The following is a 16,539-nucleotide window of genomic DNA, read 5'->3' as shown; positions in this document are numbered from 1 at the left end:
TAAGTGTTTTAACTCAGGGGTTGATGTCTGGAATATAGTTTCCTAAGGGATCACTAACTGAGAGTTTTTGTGCATCAACCAGTTTTAATATCGCCGCCGTGAATATTTTAGTCACAGAACCTAATTGAAAAACAGGTTGTTGCGGGAATATTTATGGCGCTACAAAATGCGTATTTCGTAGCGCCCAGATAAAAAAGCTCAAAAATAAAACAGCTAACTATGATTAAAAGTGAGTTTTTATCTGAATGACCATCATTTATAAGAAATTTAAGCCTTGTTTTAATAACGATGACGCTTGGCCATAACCGCTTTGCTCTAAATAACCTGTTAGCATCTCGGCCATAGGTAAAATAGTTTCTTTGGGAATGCCTAACTTTTTAAAGGCTTTATCTAAATAACCTAAGCTTGCAGCGGTTTGCGCTTCATCACTTGATTTGCCAAACATGGCACTTAAACCGGACATTTTAATACTTGGCGCTGATTGAATGTATTGTTTAGTATCAGGTAAGGCGCTGCTGATCATGGAAAAATTTTCTTTTGATACATGGTCTTGTGCCACTTTTAATAAGCTCCCCAAACCAGCTTGCGCTATCTCAGGGCTTAAGCCAAATTGGCTTGCTGCCATGTCTATTAAACCCGATGTCATTGCAGGCTGCGCAGTAGGTTGTGCTACGTCTTTAGCGACACTTTTAGCTTGGTTTTCGAGTGATTTAGTTAAATCAGATAAACCCGCGACCGCTGAGTGAGAAGCAAAAACGAGCGCACTGCTCATCACTAAGGTTGATAATTTCATACATTTTTCTTATTTCAATTGGGGATGGCGTAATCATAGCGGCAGAGCCATCACAAAGTAAAACACTGTTTTGTTATCCAAATAATCCAGTTCAATTTGGCTGATTAGGAATGAGTGTGTATTTAATGGTGTAACCAAGCTCTCATTGAACAATCACAAAAAAATTCAATTATGACGTCCTACCCTCTCTTTTTCACTAACAGCACAGCTAAAATGCCGCCAAGGACCAGTACACTGGCAACCATTAAACGTAACGTAATAGGTTCAGATACAAATATAACCCCGCCAAATGCAGCAATAACGGGCACTGAGAGCTGCACCACCGCAGCTTCCGTTGCAGACAAGTACCCTAGCGCGATAAACCAAATGGTATAACCTAACGCAGAAGCAAATGCGCCAGATAAAACGCCCAGCAATACACCTTGCCAGCTAATATCAAAACTTGGATACATAATGATGCTTAATAGCGCCACCAGCGGTAAGGTATAAGTAAAATTAACAGCCGTTTGTGTGCTTGGGGTTAACACTCCACGCCCACTCACGCTGTATAAACCCCATGCGATACCAGCGATGGCCATCAAGATAAATCCTGTCATACTCGGGGTTGCAAGGTTGGGCCACACGAGGTAGACCAAACCCAAAAATGATAAACTGATCCCACACCATTCAATTAAGCGCAGCCGATTTCCTGAGCGCAAACTTGCTAAAATCATGGTTAATTGCACTGCGCCAAACAATACCAAGGCACCTGTGCCAGTCTCAACCGATAAATATGCCCACGAAAAGGTGATTGCGTAAACGAACAATAAAATAGCGGGCCATTTTGTTGTTTTGTGCAACTGCGGCGTGCTGGGTTTTGCTTTTATCGAGTTAAAACCCAGTAATAAAGCAAACATCGCCACACCGGCAAGCAGGCGAATAACAGTAAAGCTTGAAGGGTCAATGGCGTGATCTTTGAGAGCTAAACGACACAATACCGAATTGGCCGCAAAGGCGATAAGCGCAATAAGGGTATAGCTGATAGTTTTGAGGGAGTTATTCATACTTTGCCGGTTACGTTAAGTTAATTATCAGGCTTGTTAATGGTTCGCACTTGACTCAGGTAGCAACGAGTAACACGCTGATACCTCATTCACCCCATAAATTAGCGTTCAATTATAAGTGTACAATCGATGTGTTTAAGCATGTGATTAACAATGTTTGGCACAGGTAATACCGTAGGCTCTGTTGATCCGTCAGACGATTGTAGCTTTTGCCCTGATATTACAATCTGACATTGTTCAACACTGAGTTGTTGTTTGATAAAAAAACTGATGATGTCGTCAATCTGTCCTTCATAAAGCGGGATCTGGCCACTAAACAACGCAGGCGATTGAGTTGTGCTGTTTTGTTGCAGATAGCGTGCTGATTGTACTTCTCGCTGTAAAGTGAGCGCTTGTAACTTATTGAGGTTATTAAAACAAAACATCACACTGGCCATTGCTATACTCATACACACTCTCATTATTGCCAATTTTAATTTCAGTGCCGAGTTTACCCGATTTTTATCAATAAGGTGGCATTAGTTGACGCTGTATTTTTACGGCCTTCGTCGCTGCCAGCAGATAACAAAAAACAGGCTCAGTTACAGGCCTGTTTTTTAGAGATGTTAAAAGATAAATAAGTAAATTTAGATAATTAAAAACGATATTCAACATCTAAAATGATCTGACGCCCTTGGCCTTGAATGGGCGATTGACTCCCCCGATACGGTTGAATCATGACATGCTTATTATTTAGCAGTCGCTCTACTCCGACATTAACAAGCCATTGTTGATTGTCAAACTGATAAAATACCCGCATATCGGTTTCGCTTGGCATGGCTTTTTCTTCCCCACAAACCCAATTAATGTCATCAATACAAGCGTAACGTGCTGACACCGATTGTGCTACCCAATGCAGTGATGACGAGCGATCAAACGAATAATGAGCATCTATTTTTAACATGTGATTTGGAATACCTAGCACATCATTTTCACTGCCAAGAACACGCAAAGCGCCAATATTATTTTGTTCTATAGCAAAATAACTGTAGCTGGCATTGAGTCCAAACTGATGGTAATGCCAATTAGCTTGTAATTCTGCTCCGTAAGTACCAAGGCTACCGAGCGTTGCATTTGATGCAGTTTGCGGATTAAAGCCAATGTAGTTATCAATTTGTTGTAAAAATACATTACTTACTAGTGCCAATGAATCACTCAATTGATAACCCAGTTCTATTTCCCAGCTTTGGGTTGTTTCTGCTTGATTGATGGGCGTATCTGCATTTTGGGCACTGGCAACCGTATCAAACTGAGGAATTTTAAATGCTTCGTTATAAACTAATTTTAAATGCAGCCGTTGCCAAAGCTTTGTAATTGAAATTCGTGGCACAAATTTACTACCTGCATATTCGTGACTTTCAAAGCGACCACCAAGCGTCAGATTTCCCCAATCAAACACGGTTTCATATTGTAAAAAAACTGCAGCATCATCAATGCTGGACTGTGAATCACCTTGATAACGAGTCGAGGGATCAAAGATGTAAGACTGCGTGACTTCGGCAGTTTCATGATAAATCGTGCTGCCAAATAAAATATTTGAACGCGCTGATAAGGTAGCCATTGCCGTTAAATCTAGCCGAGTTCTTGCAAGTTTTCGGGTCAAATCATGCTGGTATTGCCCTTGGCTATTCCAAGGCTTCTGACTGACATAACTCATTTTACTTTCAAGACTAAGTGCATCATTCAGCTGCCATAATTTACTAAGGCTTATAGCCTGATGCAAAAAAGATAACTCATTGGGCTGGGTATAACGACGATTTGGCGCATAAAACAAGCCTGAATCGCCAAATAAAAGTTTATCTTGTTGTTTAAATTCATTGTGTTGCAAGTGAAGCTGCCAACCTAAATAATCAAGATTTAAGTTCACTTCAATAGGCTTTGAATTACTATTATCACGTAAGTTAAACTGATAACCATCAAGTCCGGTCCATTGTTTATCGCTATAATCCCCCTGACCAACAGTAGCAGAAAGGCCTAATCTCATCGGTTGATTATTAACCGTTAATTGATGAGCAGTACGCATACTCACATTGGTTTGATGATTACCCCCTTGGCCTAAGTGGCTAGTATAAGAAACAGCATTTCCTAATTGGCTAGCACTTTTTGTAGTAACGCGGATCACAGCAAGCGCAGCTTGGCCACCATATCGTACTGAACCCGGACCGCGAATTATTTCAACTTTATCAATCAAGTTAGTTGGATAACGATTGCCAAGCACCATAGAACCAAATGCCAACTCATTTTGTTCTATTCCATCGATGATCAATAAAATTTTAGCTTCCATCCCCCAGACACCACGAAAACTGCTTGAAAATGTGCCGATGGTATCTGTACCCAGCCAAAAGCCTGGCACTTGCTTGAGTAAATCCATCAAATACATTGCACCTGTGTACTTGATTTGCTCGCTCGTAATTAAAGTGACTGTGCTTGGTTGTTCCCGTAAGGTGGTTTTTTTGTTCGAAGCGATATCAATTTCAACATTGATAAGGTCTTCGAGGCTTAACGCAAAAAAATCATCTATGGGCTCAGAGGAAGTTGCTTCTACTGGCCGTGTATAAATACAACAAAAAATACATGTTGCTAGTAATAAATACAGTGAGGACCAATGGAATTTCGAATCTTTTATCAGCATTGTTACATTAGCAATAACAGTAGTTAGACTTAACTGTAGCACAAATAAAATCCTTTTTATTTTTTGATTCAACCATTTAAAAGCTGAATTTTTTCTGATTTTTTAGATTTGACATCGAGTTAATTCATCGAGCTTGTTAAGGTAGTGAAAACGTTTAAGGAGGAAATATGAAACATCTTTTTGCTTTACTATTTTTAATCAGTTTTAACTGCATAAGTGCTAATTACGATGGCGCTTGGTACTTTATTAAAGGGCAATATACACTTGGCAACGGTGAGATTATTTATGCCGATAACAACACTGTGGTGGCCATAAAAACGGTAAAAGGTAATAAATTCGCGCTCACCAATATGAAAGCAGGCACTTTTAGTGGCTATTTAGCCGGTGACTTTACCACTGATGAGCAGCATTATTCAGAAGTTATCACCTCTGGCACCAGCGAAGAGCACTTGGGCAAAACGTTTACCTTTAAAGGCTGGCTTGAAACCAAAGAAATCGATGGCGTCAAAACCGTATTTTGGCATCATCAAGGTGAAGTGAACGGCGTACTTGAAACAGAAGTCTGGCGTAAAATTAAACCTTGATATTGACGGTTTAAAAACGGCACCTAAAGGTGCCGTTACTAAGCTTAAAAAACGAGAGTACACACTGGTTTATTTTAAACGGTCCATTAAATAAGCAAAACTTAGGCTACTGACCATGGCGCGCTGCTCATTATTGGCGGCCCCTGAGTGACCACCTTCCATATTCTCAAAATACAAGACGTCATGCCCCATTTCTTTCATCTTCGCCACCATTTTACGGGCATGGGCCGGATGTACCCGATCGTCACGTGTAGACGTCGTGAAAAATACTTTAGGATAAACCGTCTCTTTATTTAAATTATGATACGGTGAGTAGGTTTTAATGTAATCCCATTCCTCAGCAATATCAGGATTTCCGTATTCACCCATCCAACTTGCGCCCGCTAACAAGTGACTAAAACGTTTCATATCAAGCAGTGGCACTTGGCAAATCACTGCATTATATAAATCAGGACGACGAGTAAATGCAGCGCCTACTAACAAACCACCGTTACTGCCACCTTGAATGCCTAAATGTTTCGATGATGTCACTTTATGTGCAATTAAATCTTCAGCAATGGCTTCAAAATCTTCATAAGCTTTATGGCGATTTTGTTTTAAAGCCGCTTGATGCCAACGCGGGCCATATTCAGCGCCGCCACGAATATTTGCCAATACATATACGCCCCCTTGTTCTAACCAGTTTTTACCTGTGCTAGCAGAATAATAAGGCTGCATCGACACTTCAAAACCACCGTAACCATATAATAAGGTTGGGTTTTTACCATCGTGTTTCATGTTTTTTGCATGAACAATAAAATACGGCACCTTGGTGCCATCTTTTGAGGTAGCAAACCGCTGCTCTGCAACAAATTTATTGCCATCAAAATGCGATTTGGCACCTTTTAATTTAGTGATTTTTAAGTCGTCGCCAGAAACCAAAAACAGGCTTGCTGGAGTTAAAAAGTCGGTATAACTAACAAAGAAGTCGTCTTTATCTGTATCGGTATTAAATACCGAAATAGTGCCAGTTTCAGGAAAAGCAATTTGTTCGATTTGCCACTGACCATCTGGTTTTGCACGATAGCGGTAAACTTTACTTTTCACATCCTCCATCACAGAAACTAAAATGGCCGATTTAGTGAAGCTAAGCCCTTCAATCGAGACTTTATCTGTCGCTTTGATGAAGCTTTTAAATTTCGGTTTATTGGCAATTAAATCATTCACATCGGTGTAAATGACTTCAGCTTGGGCAAATCCCTGCCAAGGTGATTTTAGCTCAATAAAAATCTGCCCATTATTGATCCCTTTGACTGAGGCGTCGTTTGGGATCGCTAATTTAACTTGTTTATCATTATGGAGTAGATACATGTCGCGAGTGTAAAAACTAGTGCCATCAAAAATAAAATGATAAGCCGTACTGCTATCATAAGCGGTGTAACCTGCGGCAGAAACTGAGGTTTTATCGGCTGTAAATAACGTTTTAGCATCGGCAAGTGCAGTGCCGCGTTGCCATAGTTTCACCACACTAGGATAACCTGAATCTGTCATCGAGCCTGGACCAAAGTCTGTGCCAACAAAAACAGTATTTTCATCAAACCAACTAATGGCATTTTTTGCTTCAGCTAAACTGAAACCGTCTTTCACAAACGACTTAGTGGAAATATCAAATTCGCGCACCACAGTAGCATCGGCACCACCGCGTGATAAAGACAATAAACACCGTTGGTATTGTGGATAATGGCAACTTATGCCTTTATAGACCCAGTTTTCGTTTTCTTGTTTGGCCAGTGCATCTAAATCAAGTACGGTTTCCCATTTTGGTGAAGCTTTTTGGTATTCTTCAAATGTCGTCCGGCGATACACACCACGGGTATGAGTTTCATCTCGCCAAAAATTATAGTAATACCCAGCACGCTCAGAAGCATAAGGTATGCGCTCTTTATCGTTTAAAATTGCGAGCGTATTATTATAAATTTGCTGATAACTTGGATGGGCCTTTAATTGCGCTAAAGACAACTCGTTTTGTTGTTTAACCCAGTTTAACGCTTGTTCGCCTTCGACGTCTTCAAGCCAAATGTATGGATCTTCATTGGTTGCCTTTGCTACAAACGAAGTCAGTGTGGTGGCGAGCACCGCACCTGATAAAAGAATCGATTTTTTCAATGTTATTTCCCTAAATTATAAACTCCCCAATAGTATAAAACCTCTATCGGGGACGCAATGTACTTACTTTATTGATTTTTATAAAATGTAACGAATTTTCTCATTATACCTACACATCTAAATTACAATGGCTTTTGCAGATAACGCCGCTTCACGATGAGGTTATTCGTCTGCAAAGATACCCACATAAGTAGGTGATAAATTAGATTTGCTGGCGCGATACATGCCTGAGGTATTAAACGGCATGCTAATATTGCCTTTAGGGTCGATAATTATCACACCGCCCGTACCACCAGCTTGAAACATCGGGCCAAAAATCACCTCTTTACCCGCTTGCTCGATGGTTTTGCCTTGGTATTGCACCCGAGCACAAATATCTGCCGCAACATTATAACGAATAAAAAATTCACCATGACCTGTTGCTGACACTGCGCACGATTGATTATCAGCAAAGGTGCCGGCACCAATAATCGGCGCATCACCAATACGACCAAACCGTTTAGCTGTCATGCCTCCGGTTGACGTGCCAGCTGCAATATTGCCAAATTGATCTAACGCCACCGCACCCACAGTGCCCATTTTATATTCACTAGGTAACGCTTGATGCGCAGCTTGATAATCTTTAGTGTGGTTAGTAGCTTTTTCGAGTTTTTCTTTGGCTTTGAGCAAAGCCTCATAACGCTCTTTTGTATCAAAGAGGGTATTGTCGACCAGTGGCACACCTTGAGTTTGGGCAAACTGCTCTGCCCCTTCAGCTGCCAACATGACATGGACTGATTTTTCCATCACCAAACGCGCTAAATTAATTGGATTTTCGATGCGCTTAACCCCAGCAACGGCACCTGCTTGACGCGACTTTCCTTCCATAATGGACGCATCCAGTTCGTGCTGCCCATCATAGGTGTACACCGCCCCTTTTCCTGCATTAAAAAAAGGGGAGTTTTCTAATACATTAATAGCCGTGGTAATGGCATCAAGACTTTGACCACCTTTTGCTAAAACCGCATGGCCCGCTTCGACGGCTTGGCGTAATGTAACGCGATAGGCTTGTTCTTGTTCTGGAGTGAAACGACTTTTAGCTATCGTGCCCGCACCACCATGAATCGCAATCGCAAAAGGTACTTCTGCTTGTGCCTGTAAGGCTTGGCTAAATAAAGCGAAGGATAACGCACCCACGGATAATAATTGCTTCATAACACATCCAATTTTGTTATTAATTTTTATAAGTAAAAATCAATGTGCAGCGTTTAATGGTTAAACACAAATAAATTGCGATAAATGGAAAGTGTTGAGTATTTGTTCTAGATCAAGTTCTGAATTTCAAAAAGGCGTAATTTAAAACTCAAGCAATAAGGAGAAAACACATGGCAAATGACACTCTCTTACTCAAACTTGAGCAACAGCAAGCTGAGCTTATTAATCGTATTAACGCGATTGAAAACGATTTTAAACAAGGCCGCAGCGCTGATTTTGCCGAATATGTGAGTGAAACTGAAAATGACCAAGTACTCAATACCATTCGCAATGAAGCCAAAAGCGAATTGCAATTGGTTAATCAGGCGATTGAAAACCTGCACCAAGGCCATTATGGGGTTTGCCAGCAGTGCCTAAAAGCAATTGCCCCCGCTCGGCTTGAGGCTCTCCCTTATACCCAAACTTGTATTGACTGCGCTTAATAGGAAGAAAAATATGACTATCGAAAAACATGACATTCACCATGAGTTTCCTGAATTTAAAGACGAAATCCGTGATTTAAAAATGAATAACGCCCACTTTTCTCGTCTTTTTAAAGAATACCATGAGCTCGACCATGAGGTGATCCGCATTGAAGAAGGGGTAGAAAATACTGCTGATGATTACCTAGAGCATTTAAAGGTCAAACGCTTACGTTTAAAAGACGAAATTTACGCCATGCTGAAACAACATTCGGCCTGCGTATAAACCTACCTCAATTGGTTTGTTACTTGCACTCGAAGCGCCTCAGGGCGCTTTTTTTCTTTGGTTAACGACTTACCCAAGGGGAAATAACTAATCAATTGAATTTTAAGCATAAAAAAGAGCAGACTAGCTGCTCTTTTTTTAACTAAGTTAAACCTTTATTTTGGGTTTTTCTCAGCTTTAACACGTGCTAAACGGTTAACTTGGTGCATTGATGTTAACGACGAGAAGATTGGGCCTAAGAAACCGCGCTTGCGTAAATCTAAGAAATCTTCATCTGATAGCTCGTTTAATTTTTTCTCATCAACTAAATAGATACCATTGATATCGCGTTTTTCGCCATCAATTTCAATCGTTAGTGTTTGAGCTGATAACAATTCTTTATCTGCTAAATATTTAGAAAACGCAGCCGTTACTTGAGAGAACTCAAGGTAAGAGATTAAAGACTCTTTACGACGTTTTAAATAATCTGTCTCTTCGCCTTTTTCATCAAACAGCGCACGACCTTCATCTTCGCTCACTAAGTTGCTTGATTGCACAACAGCAACGATTAAACGTTGTTGATCTTCAGGGCTTGCAACAAGTGCTAACGGGTAACGTACTAATGCATGTGGTACGTATAAACCAGTCCAGCGATCTTCGTTGATAAATAAGTTTTCACCTGGCTCTAGACCTAGCATTGCAACTGGTTGGAACTCACCTGTTTCTGAGTTTTTAACAAACACAATTGGGTACTCATTGGCAACGCGAGAAAACTCGTGTGCAACGATTGGTACTAAGTGCTGGTTTTTCATGAATTCGATGTTAATGCCATTTTTAATTTTTGTATTGGCATGAGTTACATTATGTAACGGCTGAATATTAGAATCCGTCATTTTACTGCTCCAAAAAAATATAGTTTTTATACATTCAACTTACTGTTAAGCCCAAGGCTACTGGTTTTGACGCTAAAATGGAAGCGTCAATTTCCTAAAAAATCACTTTATAACTTTTGAAAACCATATTTTTTAACTTTATTGAGTAACGCTCGATTTGTTGTTAAGTGTTTCTCAAAATTTGACCGCATTTGACTGACTTGACCGAACAAATTTTCGGCGGTATCCAGGTTGGCATACCGACTTTGGCTCATGGCTAAATCAGGGTGATAACCCATGCCATAGAGTACATATTGATAACTCTCTTGTGGAAATGGTTCAAATACATGAGCAAAATCATATTTACTGATAGGTCGATGCTGCCACTGGTTGAGCATCTCAGATAACGAGCTAGGAATGCTCTCGGGGCGCTTATTGGCTTGCCAAAATGGTGCCGAGCGATTTGATAATACATAATGTAATTTAATAAAGTCGATGGTTTTGCGCCAACGATAATTAAATGAATCATTAAATGTCTGTGCGCTCGCTTGCATCAGCGCTTTATTAATTGGAAACAGCTCTGCCACCATATTGGCGGATGCTTCAATTAAAAAAATAGCGGATGCTTCTAACGGCTCAACAAAGGCTGCGGATAATCCAATTGCAACACAGTTTTTATGCCAGAACTTTTCACGATAGCCACAGTTCATTTTAATGTGTTTGGCTGGTAAATCGGTGGCTTTTGGCCCTAAATACTGGCGTAAAGTATGTTCTGCTTCATCATGACTGATAAATTCTGAGCTATAAACATGCCCTGTGCCACGGCGAGACTGTAAACCTATATCCCATATCCAGCCTGCTTGTTGCGCTGTCGATAAGGTGGCACTGGCAATATCGGCTTCATCATTTTCATAGGGCATTTGAATTGCGATGGCATTATCAACAAATAAAGTGTCTGCAATACTGTTAAATTTTACGCCAAGCGCTTGGCCAATTAATAGGCTTTTAAATCCGGTGCAATCAACATATAAGTCTGCGGCCAACATACCTTGGGTATCCGTTACAAGTGATGCAATGGCGCCCTCTTCATCTGTATTGACCTGCACCACATTTCCTATAAGGTGTTTTACGCCTAACTTTTCAATGCAGTGGCGTTTAAGTAACGTCGCAAATTTACCTGCATCGAGGTGATAAGCGTAATTTTGAATGCCTTCGTAAGGTTTGTTAGTAATGAGCTTAGGCGCAAGCCCTTTATCACAAAGAATATCTTGCGCACTGACCGCTTGAGCATATGAGGTGTGTTTATCTCCAAGCAACCAATAAGGCGCTAAGTTAAATTGCGCACTGTCACTGACGGAGCTAAACAAATGATAATAGGTGTTATTGGTACTGATTGGATCTGATTTCCAATTGACAAACTGGGTGGCTTGTTTAAACGAAGCATCCGTTTCTTTTATAAATTCAGCTTCATCAATACCGATACTCGCCAACGTTTTACGTATCGTTGGCCAGGTGCCCTCACCGACTCCAACGGTCGGAATATCTGATGACTCAAGCAAGGTTACTTGCACCCCATTGGGTTGATTAGCTGCTAACTCTTTGGCCAGTTTTGCGGCGCTCAACCAGCCTGCTGTGCCTCCGCCAACAATGACGATACGACTCTTATGATTCATCTAAACGCCTTAAATCTTTGTAAAACCAAACTGATAAACTTTTTTTAGTAAATCACGATGCTTAGGTAAATGCGTGACTAATTTATCGGCCATCATACTTACATCACGAAACTTAGCCTTGGCTTTGTCTGAATAAATAAAGCCATCTTGATTGTGAGCAAGACTCGTTTGGTATTTCATGCCATAAAGCACATAAAGATAACTATCTAAATTAAACGGCTCCCACGCATTATCAAAGTCATACTTTGTCGGTGGATGCTCTTTCCAATGCAATAAACGTTGCTGCAGTGCTTTAGGAATGGTTTTATTTGAACAGTTATCGCGCCAATAAGCACTGTCATCACGATCTGAAATACAATAATGTAACTTAATAAAATCAATAGTTCTGATCATCCGCATGTTAAACGAGCGATTAAATTTCTCTTCAACATATTGCATAGACTCTCGAGTTCGCGGAAATTGATCTGCCAACATTTTTGCCGCTGCGTCATAAAGGTAGATAGCTGATGCTTCAAGTGGCTCTACAAATCCAGCAGACATGCCAATGGCAACACAGTTTTTATGCCAAAACTTTTCACGATAGCCCAATTTTAATGGGATCACTCTGGCAGTTAAACCTTCGGCTTCTTGGCCTATGTAATCGCGTAGTTGTTTTTCCGCAGTCTTGATATCAGTGTGTTTACTACTAAAAACATGGCCTACACCACGACGGTTATATAAACCAATATCCCAAATCCAACCGTTGTCTTGCGCGGTCATAATGGTGTGTGAAGCAATGTCACGCTCAGGATCGGCGTACGGTACTTGCATGGCAATAGCGGTATCATTGAGGATGACATCACTAATATCAACCCAAGGAATGTGGTAGGTTTGCTCAAATAAAACCGGTGTTGTACCACTACAATCAACAAATAAATCGCCACAAATTGCGTCGTATTGCTCACTGTCGGTAGTGACAGAGGTGACATAATCATCGCCATCGCGATTTGCTTTTAATACATTGGCTTGAATGTATTTTACACCCAGTTTTTCAGTGCAATGTTTGGTTAAAAAGCGGGCAAATTTATTGGCATTTAAATGATATGAGTATTCTTGTACTGCTTGGTATTCTGGAGTCGTTTTTTCTTTAGGCCCAAGGCCTGCTTCACAGACTAAACTTTGGGTCGCAACCGCATGATCATAGCGTGAACGTTCGCTGTGACCTAACAACCAATATGGCGCGAGGCTAAATTCATACGATGAGTGAAATACGGTGTTAAGCGGATGATAATACTGATGAGTTTGCTCGTTTACTGACTTCATCCAATTACAAAATAATGCCCCTTGTTTGAAGGTAGCATCACACCCTTTCATAAACTCAGCTTCACTGACGCCAATCTGTTTAAGCGTTGCCCTAAGATTTGGCCAAGTACCTTCTCCGACACCTAAAATAGGAATATTTGGTGATTCAACAAGAGTTACTTGCACCGCTTCTTTATTTGTACTTTGTAGCTGACTCGATAAAACGGCAGCAGTTAACCAACCTGCGGTACCACCACCTATGATGACAACTTGATTTACTCGATGTGACATAACAACCTCAGACTATGTACTTATCACAATAATCTACCTCAAATTACTGTGATAAAAACATAAAAAAGAAAGGAAGGCATGCGCCTTCCCTTTTTTATCATCGAATTATTAGAAACGGTAAGACAATTTCAAATAACTATTACGACCATTTTCTGCTGCTAAACGCATTGCGTCATACGCACCATCTAAACGTTGCGTTGTTGTTTCTTCAAGCAAGTTAGTCATTTCTAGGCTTAAATCTAGGTTTTCATTGATATGCCACGTTGCTGATAAATCAACATAACCGTGCGCATCCCAAAGTGTTGTACCGCCAATCCCTGTGCTTTCAGCTAGGTATTCATCACGGTGATTATAAGCTACACGTACTGAGTACAAATCTGTTTCGTAGTAACCAGTTAAGTTCATGGTTAGCTTAGATAAACCCGGTAAACCTGCTTTAACGATTTGACCATTTGATTGTTGTAAACCATAACCTTCGGCATACGTTAAGTTAGCAAGTACACCAAATTCACCAAATGCTTGTTGGTATTGCAGTTCAAGGCCTTCAATTTGACCGCCTAGACCTTGTGCTGGAGCACTAACAAAGCGCGTTTGACCTCCAACCTGGATTTGTGACACATTCCCGCCTTGGATAATGAATGACTTAATATCTTTGCTAAAGAGTGACGCAGAAATCAATGACGACTCATTGAAGTACCACTCAATACCAATATCAGCTTGGTTTGCACGATACGGATCAAGATCAACCGAACCACGGGTATAGGTTTGCGTTGTTTCGTTATAGCTTGATGCTGGATTCATAAAGGTATAGTTGGGACGGCTCATAACTTTTGCCGCTGACATACGTAAAATTAAAGTATCATCAAGGTCTAAGGCTAAATTAAAGCTTGGTAACCAATCTGCATAATTACGCTTTTCAGTTGTTTTAAAATCTAGGGTAACAAAATCGTAGTATGTTGATGTGGTATCAGTTTGAACATAACGTAACCCTACGTTACCTCGGAAACCATCGCCAGAATAATCACTTTGCACATATGCTGCTGTAATATCTTCTGATACTTTACCCCAACCATCTTTATTTAAGGTTGAGCCATTTTTAAAGCTGTTAATATGTTTACGCAGTGCCGCGCCATCAGTTCGAGCAATATTAGTGGGTGAGCCTGCAACTAAACCAACTCCTGAGTGATCAAAATGACCATCAGCAAAATCTGCTTTAGTAAGTGGTTGGCCATTGGCACCTAGGTTAATTCCTGGTGCAAAACTCCATCTATTTGAGTAGCTTAAAAACTCATGATCACGTACTTTTAAACCTGTTTTGATATTGGTAATTGAGCCAATTTCAACAGCAAAATCAAGATCTAATTGCGCAAAAGTTTCTTCATCTGAACGAACACCTTCTGTCACTGCCGGCGTATTCATTACGTATTCAGCATGATTGCCAGCATCGGTATTGCTTGGTTTTAACAACATATCGTTTTTACGTGTCATATCAAACTCAATGGTTTGATTAGGATTAGTTGACGTCCAACCAATGTTATAGTTACCACCATCACCACCTGATGCTTCGGTTTTACCTAAGATAAACTTAGCGGTGTACGATTCTGCTGTATAATTAGCTTCGTACGAATACACTTTGGTATCAACCTCTGCATTACGGGTATTTTGATCATCAAATGGACCGCCTGTGCGTGTACCATTGAGTGCAAAACCTAACGGACCAAATTCAGTTGCACCTGAAACCGTTGAATTAAATCCTGCTACATCAGTACCTGCGATAATTAAGTAGTTTTGATTTGAGTTACCCGCATCTAAATCAACACCAAAATAGTTAAATGACATTTCTAGCGCATCAGAAGGCGCATATTGCACAACAAAGTTTACCGCATCACGCTTACGTGTTTGGTTAAACTCAGCAATACCGGCACCCGCCCAACCATCGTCCATGTAGTTTTCAGCTTTATGTGCCCGGCCAACTGTTTCAAGGGTAGAAAGTGAGCCTAAAATACCAAAATTGCTTTCTTCATTTTTCCAGCTAACAAGACCCGTACCGCCAAACCCATTGTCATCAGCAATGCTGTTATCTTGCATTTCTAATGAACCGAAGATGGTCATTGAGTCTAGCTCTAGTGGTTTGCGAGTACGCATTACCACGCTACCGCCCACACCACCTTCATCTAATGAAGCTGTTGGTGATTTATAAACATCTACCCCTGCAACCATTTCAGCTGGCATTAAATCCATATCAAAAGAGCGCGACATTGCTTGTTGAGAAAACCAACCTGTCGAAGCAACATAGTTCCCATTTAAAGAAATGGCCGTTAACTCGGGATTCGTACCACGGATTGAAACTGAACCGCCCTCTCCCGCAAAGTTACGAGTAATTGACACACCAGGAATGCGTTGAAGCGATTCAGCGATATTTTTATCTGGCATTTTACCAATGTCTTCAGCTGAAATTGAATCAACTACCGCGTTAGCGAAACGTTTCGTATTTAATGCAGCTTCTAACGAGCGGCGTATACCACGCACTTCAATAACTTCAACTTCTTCTTGAACTTTAACTTCATCAGCAGCATAAACAGTGCCCGTCATACCTGCGGTCAATACTAGACCGATGTTTATTGCTAATATGCTTTTTTTAAAATTGTTAGCTAACACAGGATTCCCCTTGAATCTATATTGTTGGTTTTATATCACTTCTACCCAGCGATCATGACAACGCTGTCATAATTACAACAAAACATACAACACAATTAACATAAAGACCACAAATTTTTAACCTTAATTCCGCGATATGACGTCTAGGCAATACCTAGTGACGATTATAACTAATAATGAAAAATACTTTTTGTTAACAATTGGTATTATGTGTGCTTTATAAATCAATATAAAAAATCGCTGATAAATACTTCCGCAATCAAAAATATTAATGATCAATAGAAATAAATAACGGGAATTGCCAGGCAAAAGGCTTAAAAGTAAAACATGTTTGGTTTCAAAAATTTACTCTCTATGTTCTTCAGTGCTTTAAACTACTTCTTTTAGCGTTAGTAAATCACGTTTTATGTTCTGGTAACCATAAACATGTTCGAAACTCAGTTTGGCTTATATTAACCTCAATACTGGATAATAAATCTATCTAAAGCTGCGATTTTCAACGCAACAGCGTAGGATCAACGAGCAATAAACCCCTATTAACATGACAATCTTCCTTGCTAGCCTTGAAAATCTCATGCTCGAGATAAATAATTTTAAGATTTAATTTT

At 40.3% G+C, this 16,539-nt stretch carries 14 protein-coding genes; 3 read left to right on the top strand and 11 right to left on the bottom strand.

Going from position 1 to position 16,539, the window contains the following annotated elements; translation table 11 throughout:
• Positions 1 to 13: 13 nt before the first annotated feature.
• From PTUN_RS22575 to PTUN_RS07015, 5 genes are all read right to left on the bottom strand, one after another.
• The gene (locus PTUN_RS22575; RefSeq protein ID WP_119081458.1) at positions 14 to 151 is read right to left on the bottom strand and encodes a serine hydrolase; all 138 of its coding nucleotides are present in this window, start codon (positions 149 to 151) and stop codon (positions 14 to 16) included.
• 105 nt (positions 152 to 256) lie between these two features.
• Positions 257 to 793 carry a DUF2780 domain-containing protein gene (locus PTUN_RS07030; RefSeq protein WP_009839519.1) on the bottom strand — a complete coding sequence of 179 codons (537 nt, stop codon included), beginning with the start codon at positions 791 to 793 and terminating at the stop codon, positions 257 to 259.
• A 179-nt stretch (positions 794 to 972) separates the two neighbouring features.
• The gene (locus tag PTUN_RS07025) at positions 973 to 1,836 is read right to left on the bottom strand and encodes a DMT family transporter (protein ID WP_009839518.1); all 864 of its coding nucleotides are present in this window, start codon (positions 1,834 to 1,836) and stop codon (positions 973 to 975) included.
• Between the two features lie 101 nt (positions 1,837 to 1,937).
• Positions 1,938 to 2,285 (bottom strand): hypothetical protein, encoded by a 348-nt coding sequence (locus PTUN_RS07020; RefSeq protein ID WP_009839517.1) that lies wholly within the window; start codon positions 2,283 to 2,285, stop codon positions 1,938 to 1,940.
• Positions 2,286 to 2,470: 185 nt separating this feature from the next.
• Positions 2,471 to 4,549 carry a TonB-dependent receptor plug domain-containing protein gene (locus tag PTUN_RS07015; protein WP_119081455.1) on the bottom strand — a complete coding sequence of 693 codons (2,079 nt, stop codon included), beginning with the start codon at positions 4,547 to 4,549 and terminating at the stop codon, positions 2,471 to 2,473.
• A gap of 125 nt (positions 4,550 to 4,674) precedes the next feature.
• Between PTUN_RS07015 and PTUN_RS07010 the strand changes: the two genes are divergently transcribed.
• Entirely contained in the window at positions 4,675 to 5,091 is a 417-nt protein-coding gene (locus PTUN_RS07010) for a hypothetical protein (RefSeq protein WP_009839514.1), read from the top strand.
• Positions 5,092 to 5,160: 69 nt separating this feature from the next.
• Here PTUN_RS07010 and PTUN_RS07005 read toward each other — a convergent pair whose 3' ends face one another.
• Positions 5,161 to 7,206: a prolyl oligopeptidase family serine peptidase gene (locus PTUN_RS07005; protein WP_232285037.1), complete on the bottom strand. Its 2,046-nt coding sequence runs from the start codon at positions 7,204 to 7,206 to the stop codon at positions 5,161 to 5,163.
• A 192-nt stretch (positions 7,207 to 7,398) separates the two neighbouring features.
• Entirely contained in the window at positions 7,399 to 8,430 is a 1,032-nt protein-coding gene (locus tag PTUN_RS07000; protein ID WP_009839512.1) for an isoaspartyl peptidase/L-asparaginase family protein, read from the bottom strand.
• 170 nt (positions 8,431 to 8,600) lie between these two features.
• Between PTUN_RS07000 and PTUN_RS06995 the strand changes: the two genes are divergently transcribed.
• Complete coding sequence (locus PTUN_RS06995; RefSeq protein WP_009839511.1) at positions 8,601 to 8,912, top strand: TraR/DksA family transcriptional regulator; 312 nt, start codon at positions 8,601 to 8,603, stop codon at positions 8,910 to 8,912.
• A 13-nt stretch (positions 8,913 to 8,925) separates the two neighbouring features.
• Positions 8,926 to 9,177, top strand: a complete 252-nt coding sequence (locus tag PTUN_RS06990) for a YdcH family protein (RefSeq protein ID WP_009839510.1) — start codon at positions 8,926 to 8,928, stop codon at positions 9,175 to 9,177.
• A 155-nt stretch (positions 9,178 to 9,332) separates the two neighbouring features.
• On the opposite strand, the gene PTUN_RS06985 is transcribed toward PTUN_RS06990, so the two are convergent.
• The 4 genes from PTUN_RS06985 to PTUN_RS06970 form a co-directional block, all read right to left on the bottom strand.
• Entirely contained in the window at positions 9,333 to 10,049 is a 717-nt protein-coding gene (locus PTUN_RS06985; protein ID WP_009839509.1) for a SapC family protein, read from the bottom strand.
• Positions 10,050 to 10,156: 107 nt separating this feature from the next.
• Positions 10,157 to 11,701, bottom strand: coding sequence for a tryptophan halogenase family protein (locus PTUN_RS06980; protein ID WP_009839508.1), 1,545 nt, complete (start codon positions 11,699 to 11,701; stop codon positions 10,157 to 10,159).
• Between the two features lie 9 nt (positions 11,702 to 11,710).
• Positions 11,711 to 13,273, bottom strand: coding sequence for a tryptophan halogenase family protein (locus tag PTUN_RS06975; protein ID WP_009839507.1), 1,563 nt, complete (start codon positions 13,271 to 13,273; stop codon positions 11,711 to 11,713).
• Positions 13,274 to 13,381: 108 nt separating this feature from the next.
• The gene (locus PTUN_RS06970) at positions 13,382 to 15,931 is read right to left on the bottom strand and encodes a TonB-dependent receptor (RefSeq protein WP_009839506.1); all 2,550 of its coding nucleotides are present in this window, start codon (positions 15,929 to 15,931) and stop codon (positions 13,382 to 13,384) included.
• Positions 15,932 to 16,539: the final 608 nt, after the last annotated feature.

This window comes from Pseudoalteromonas tunicata (assembly GCF_002310815.1).
GTDB classification, from domain to species: domain Bacteria; phylum Pseudomonadota; class Gammaproteobacteria; order Enterobacterales; family Alteromonadaceae; genus Pseudoalteromonas; species Pseudoalteromonas tunicata.
The sequence above is the reverse complement of the archived record's forward strand: the minus strand, read 5'-3'. Positions and strand labels throughout refer to the sequence as shown.

Coding starts and splice junctions, on each gene's coding strand:
- PTUN_RS07020 (WP_009839517.1), bottom strand. CDS start 2,285: ATGAGTATAGCAATGGCCAGTGTGATGTTTTGTTTTAATAACCTCAAT.
- PTUN_RS07025 (WP_009839518.1), bottom strand. CDS start 1,836: ATGAATAACTCCCTCAAAACTATCAGCTATACCCTTATTGCGCTTATC.
- PTUN_RS06990 (WP_009839510.1), top strand. CDS start 8,926: ATGACTATCGAAAAACATGACATTCACCATGAGTTTCCTGAATTTAAA.
- PTUN_RS07010 (WP_009839514.1), top strand. CDS start 4,675: ATGAAACATCTTTTTGCTTTACTATTTTTAATCAGTTTTAACTGCATA.
- PTUN_RS06975 (WP_009839507.1), bottom strand. CDS start 13,273: ATGTCACATCGAGTAAATCAAGTTGTCATCATAGGTGGTGGTACCGCA.
- PTUN_RS06980 (WP_009839508.1), bottom strand. CDS start 11,701: ATGAATCATAAGAGTCGTATCGTCATTGTTGGCGGAGGCACAGCAGGC.
- PTUN_RS06985 (WP_009839509.1), bottom strand. CDS start 10,049: ATGACGGATTCTAATATTCAGCCGTTACATAATGTAACTCATGCCAAT.
- PTUN_RS07030 (WP_009839519.1), bottom strand. CDS start 793: ATGAAATTATCAACCTTAGTGATGAGCAGTGCGCTCGTTTTTGCTTCT.
- PTUN_RS07000 (WP_009839512.1), bottom strand. CDS start 8,430: ATGAAGCAATTATTATCCGTGGGTGCGTTATCCTTCGCTTTATTTAGC.
- PTUN_RS06995 (WP_009839511.1), top strand. CDS start 8,601: ATGGCAAATGACACTCTCTTACTCAAACTTGAGCAACAGCAAGCTGAG.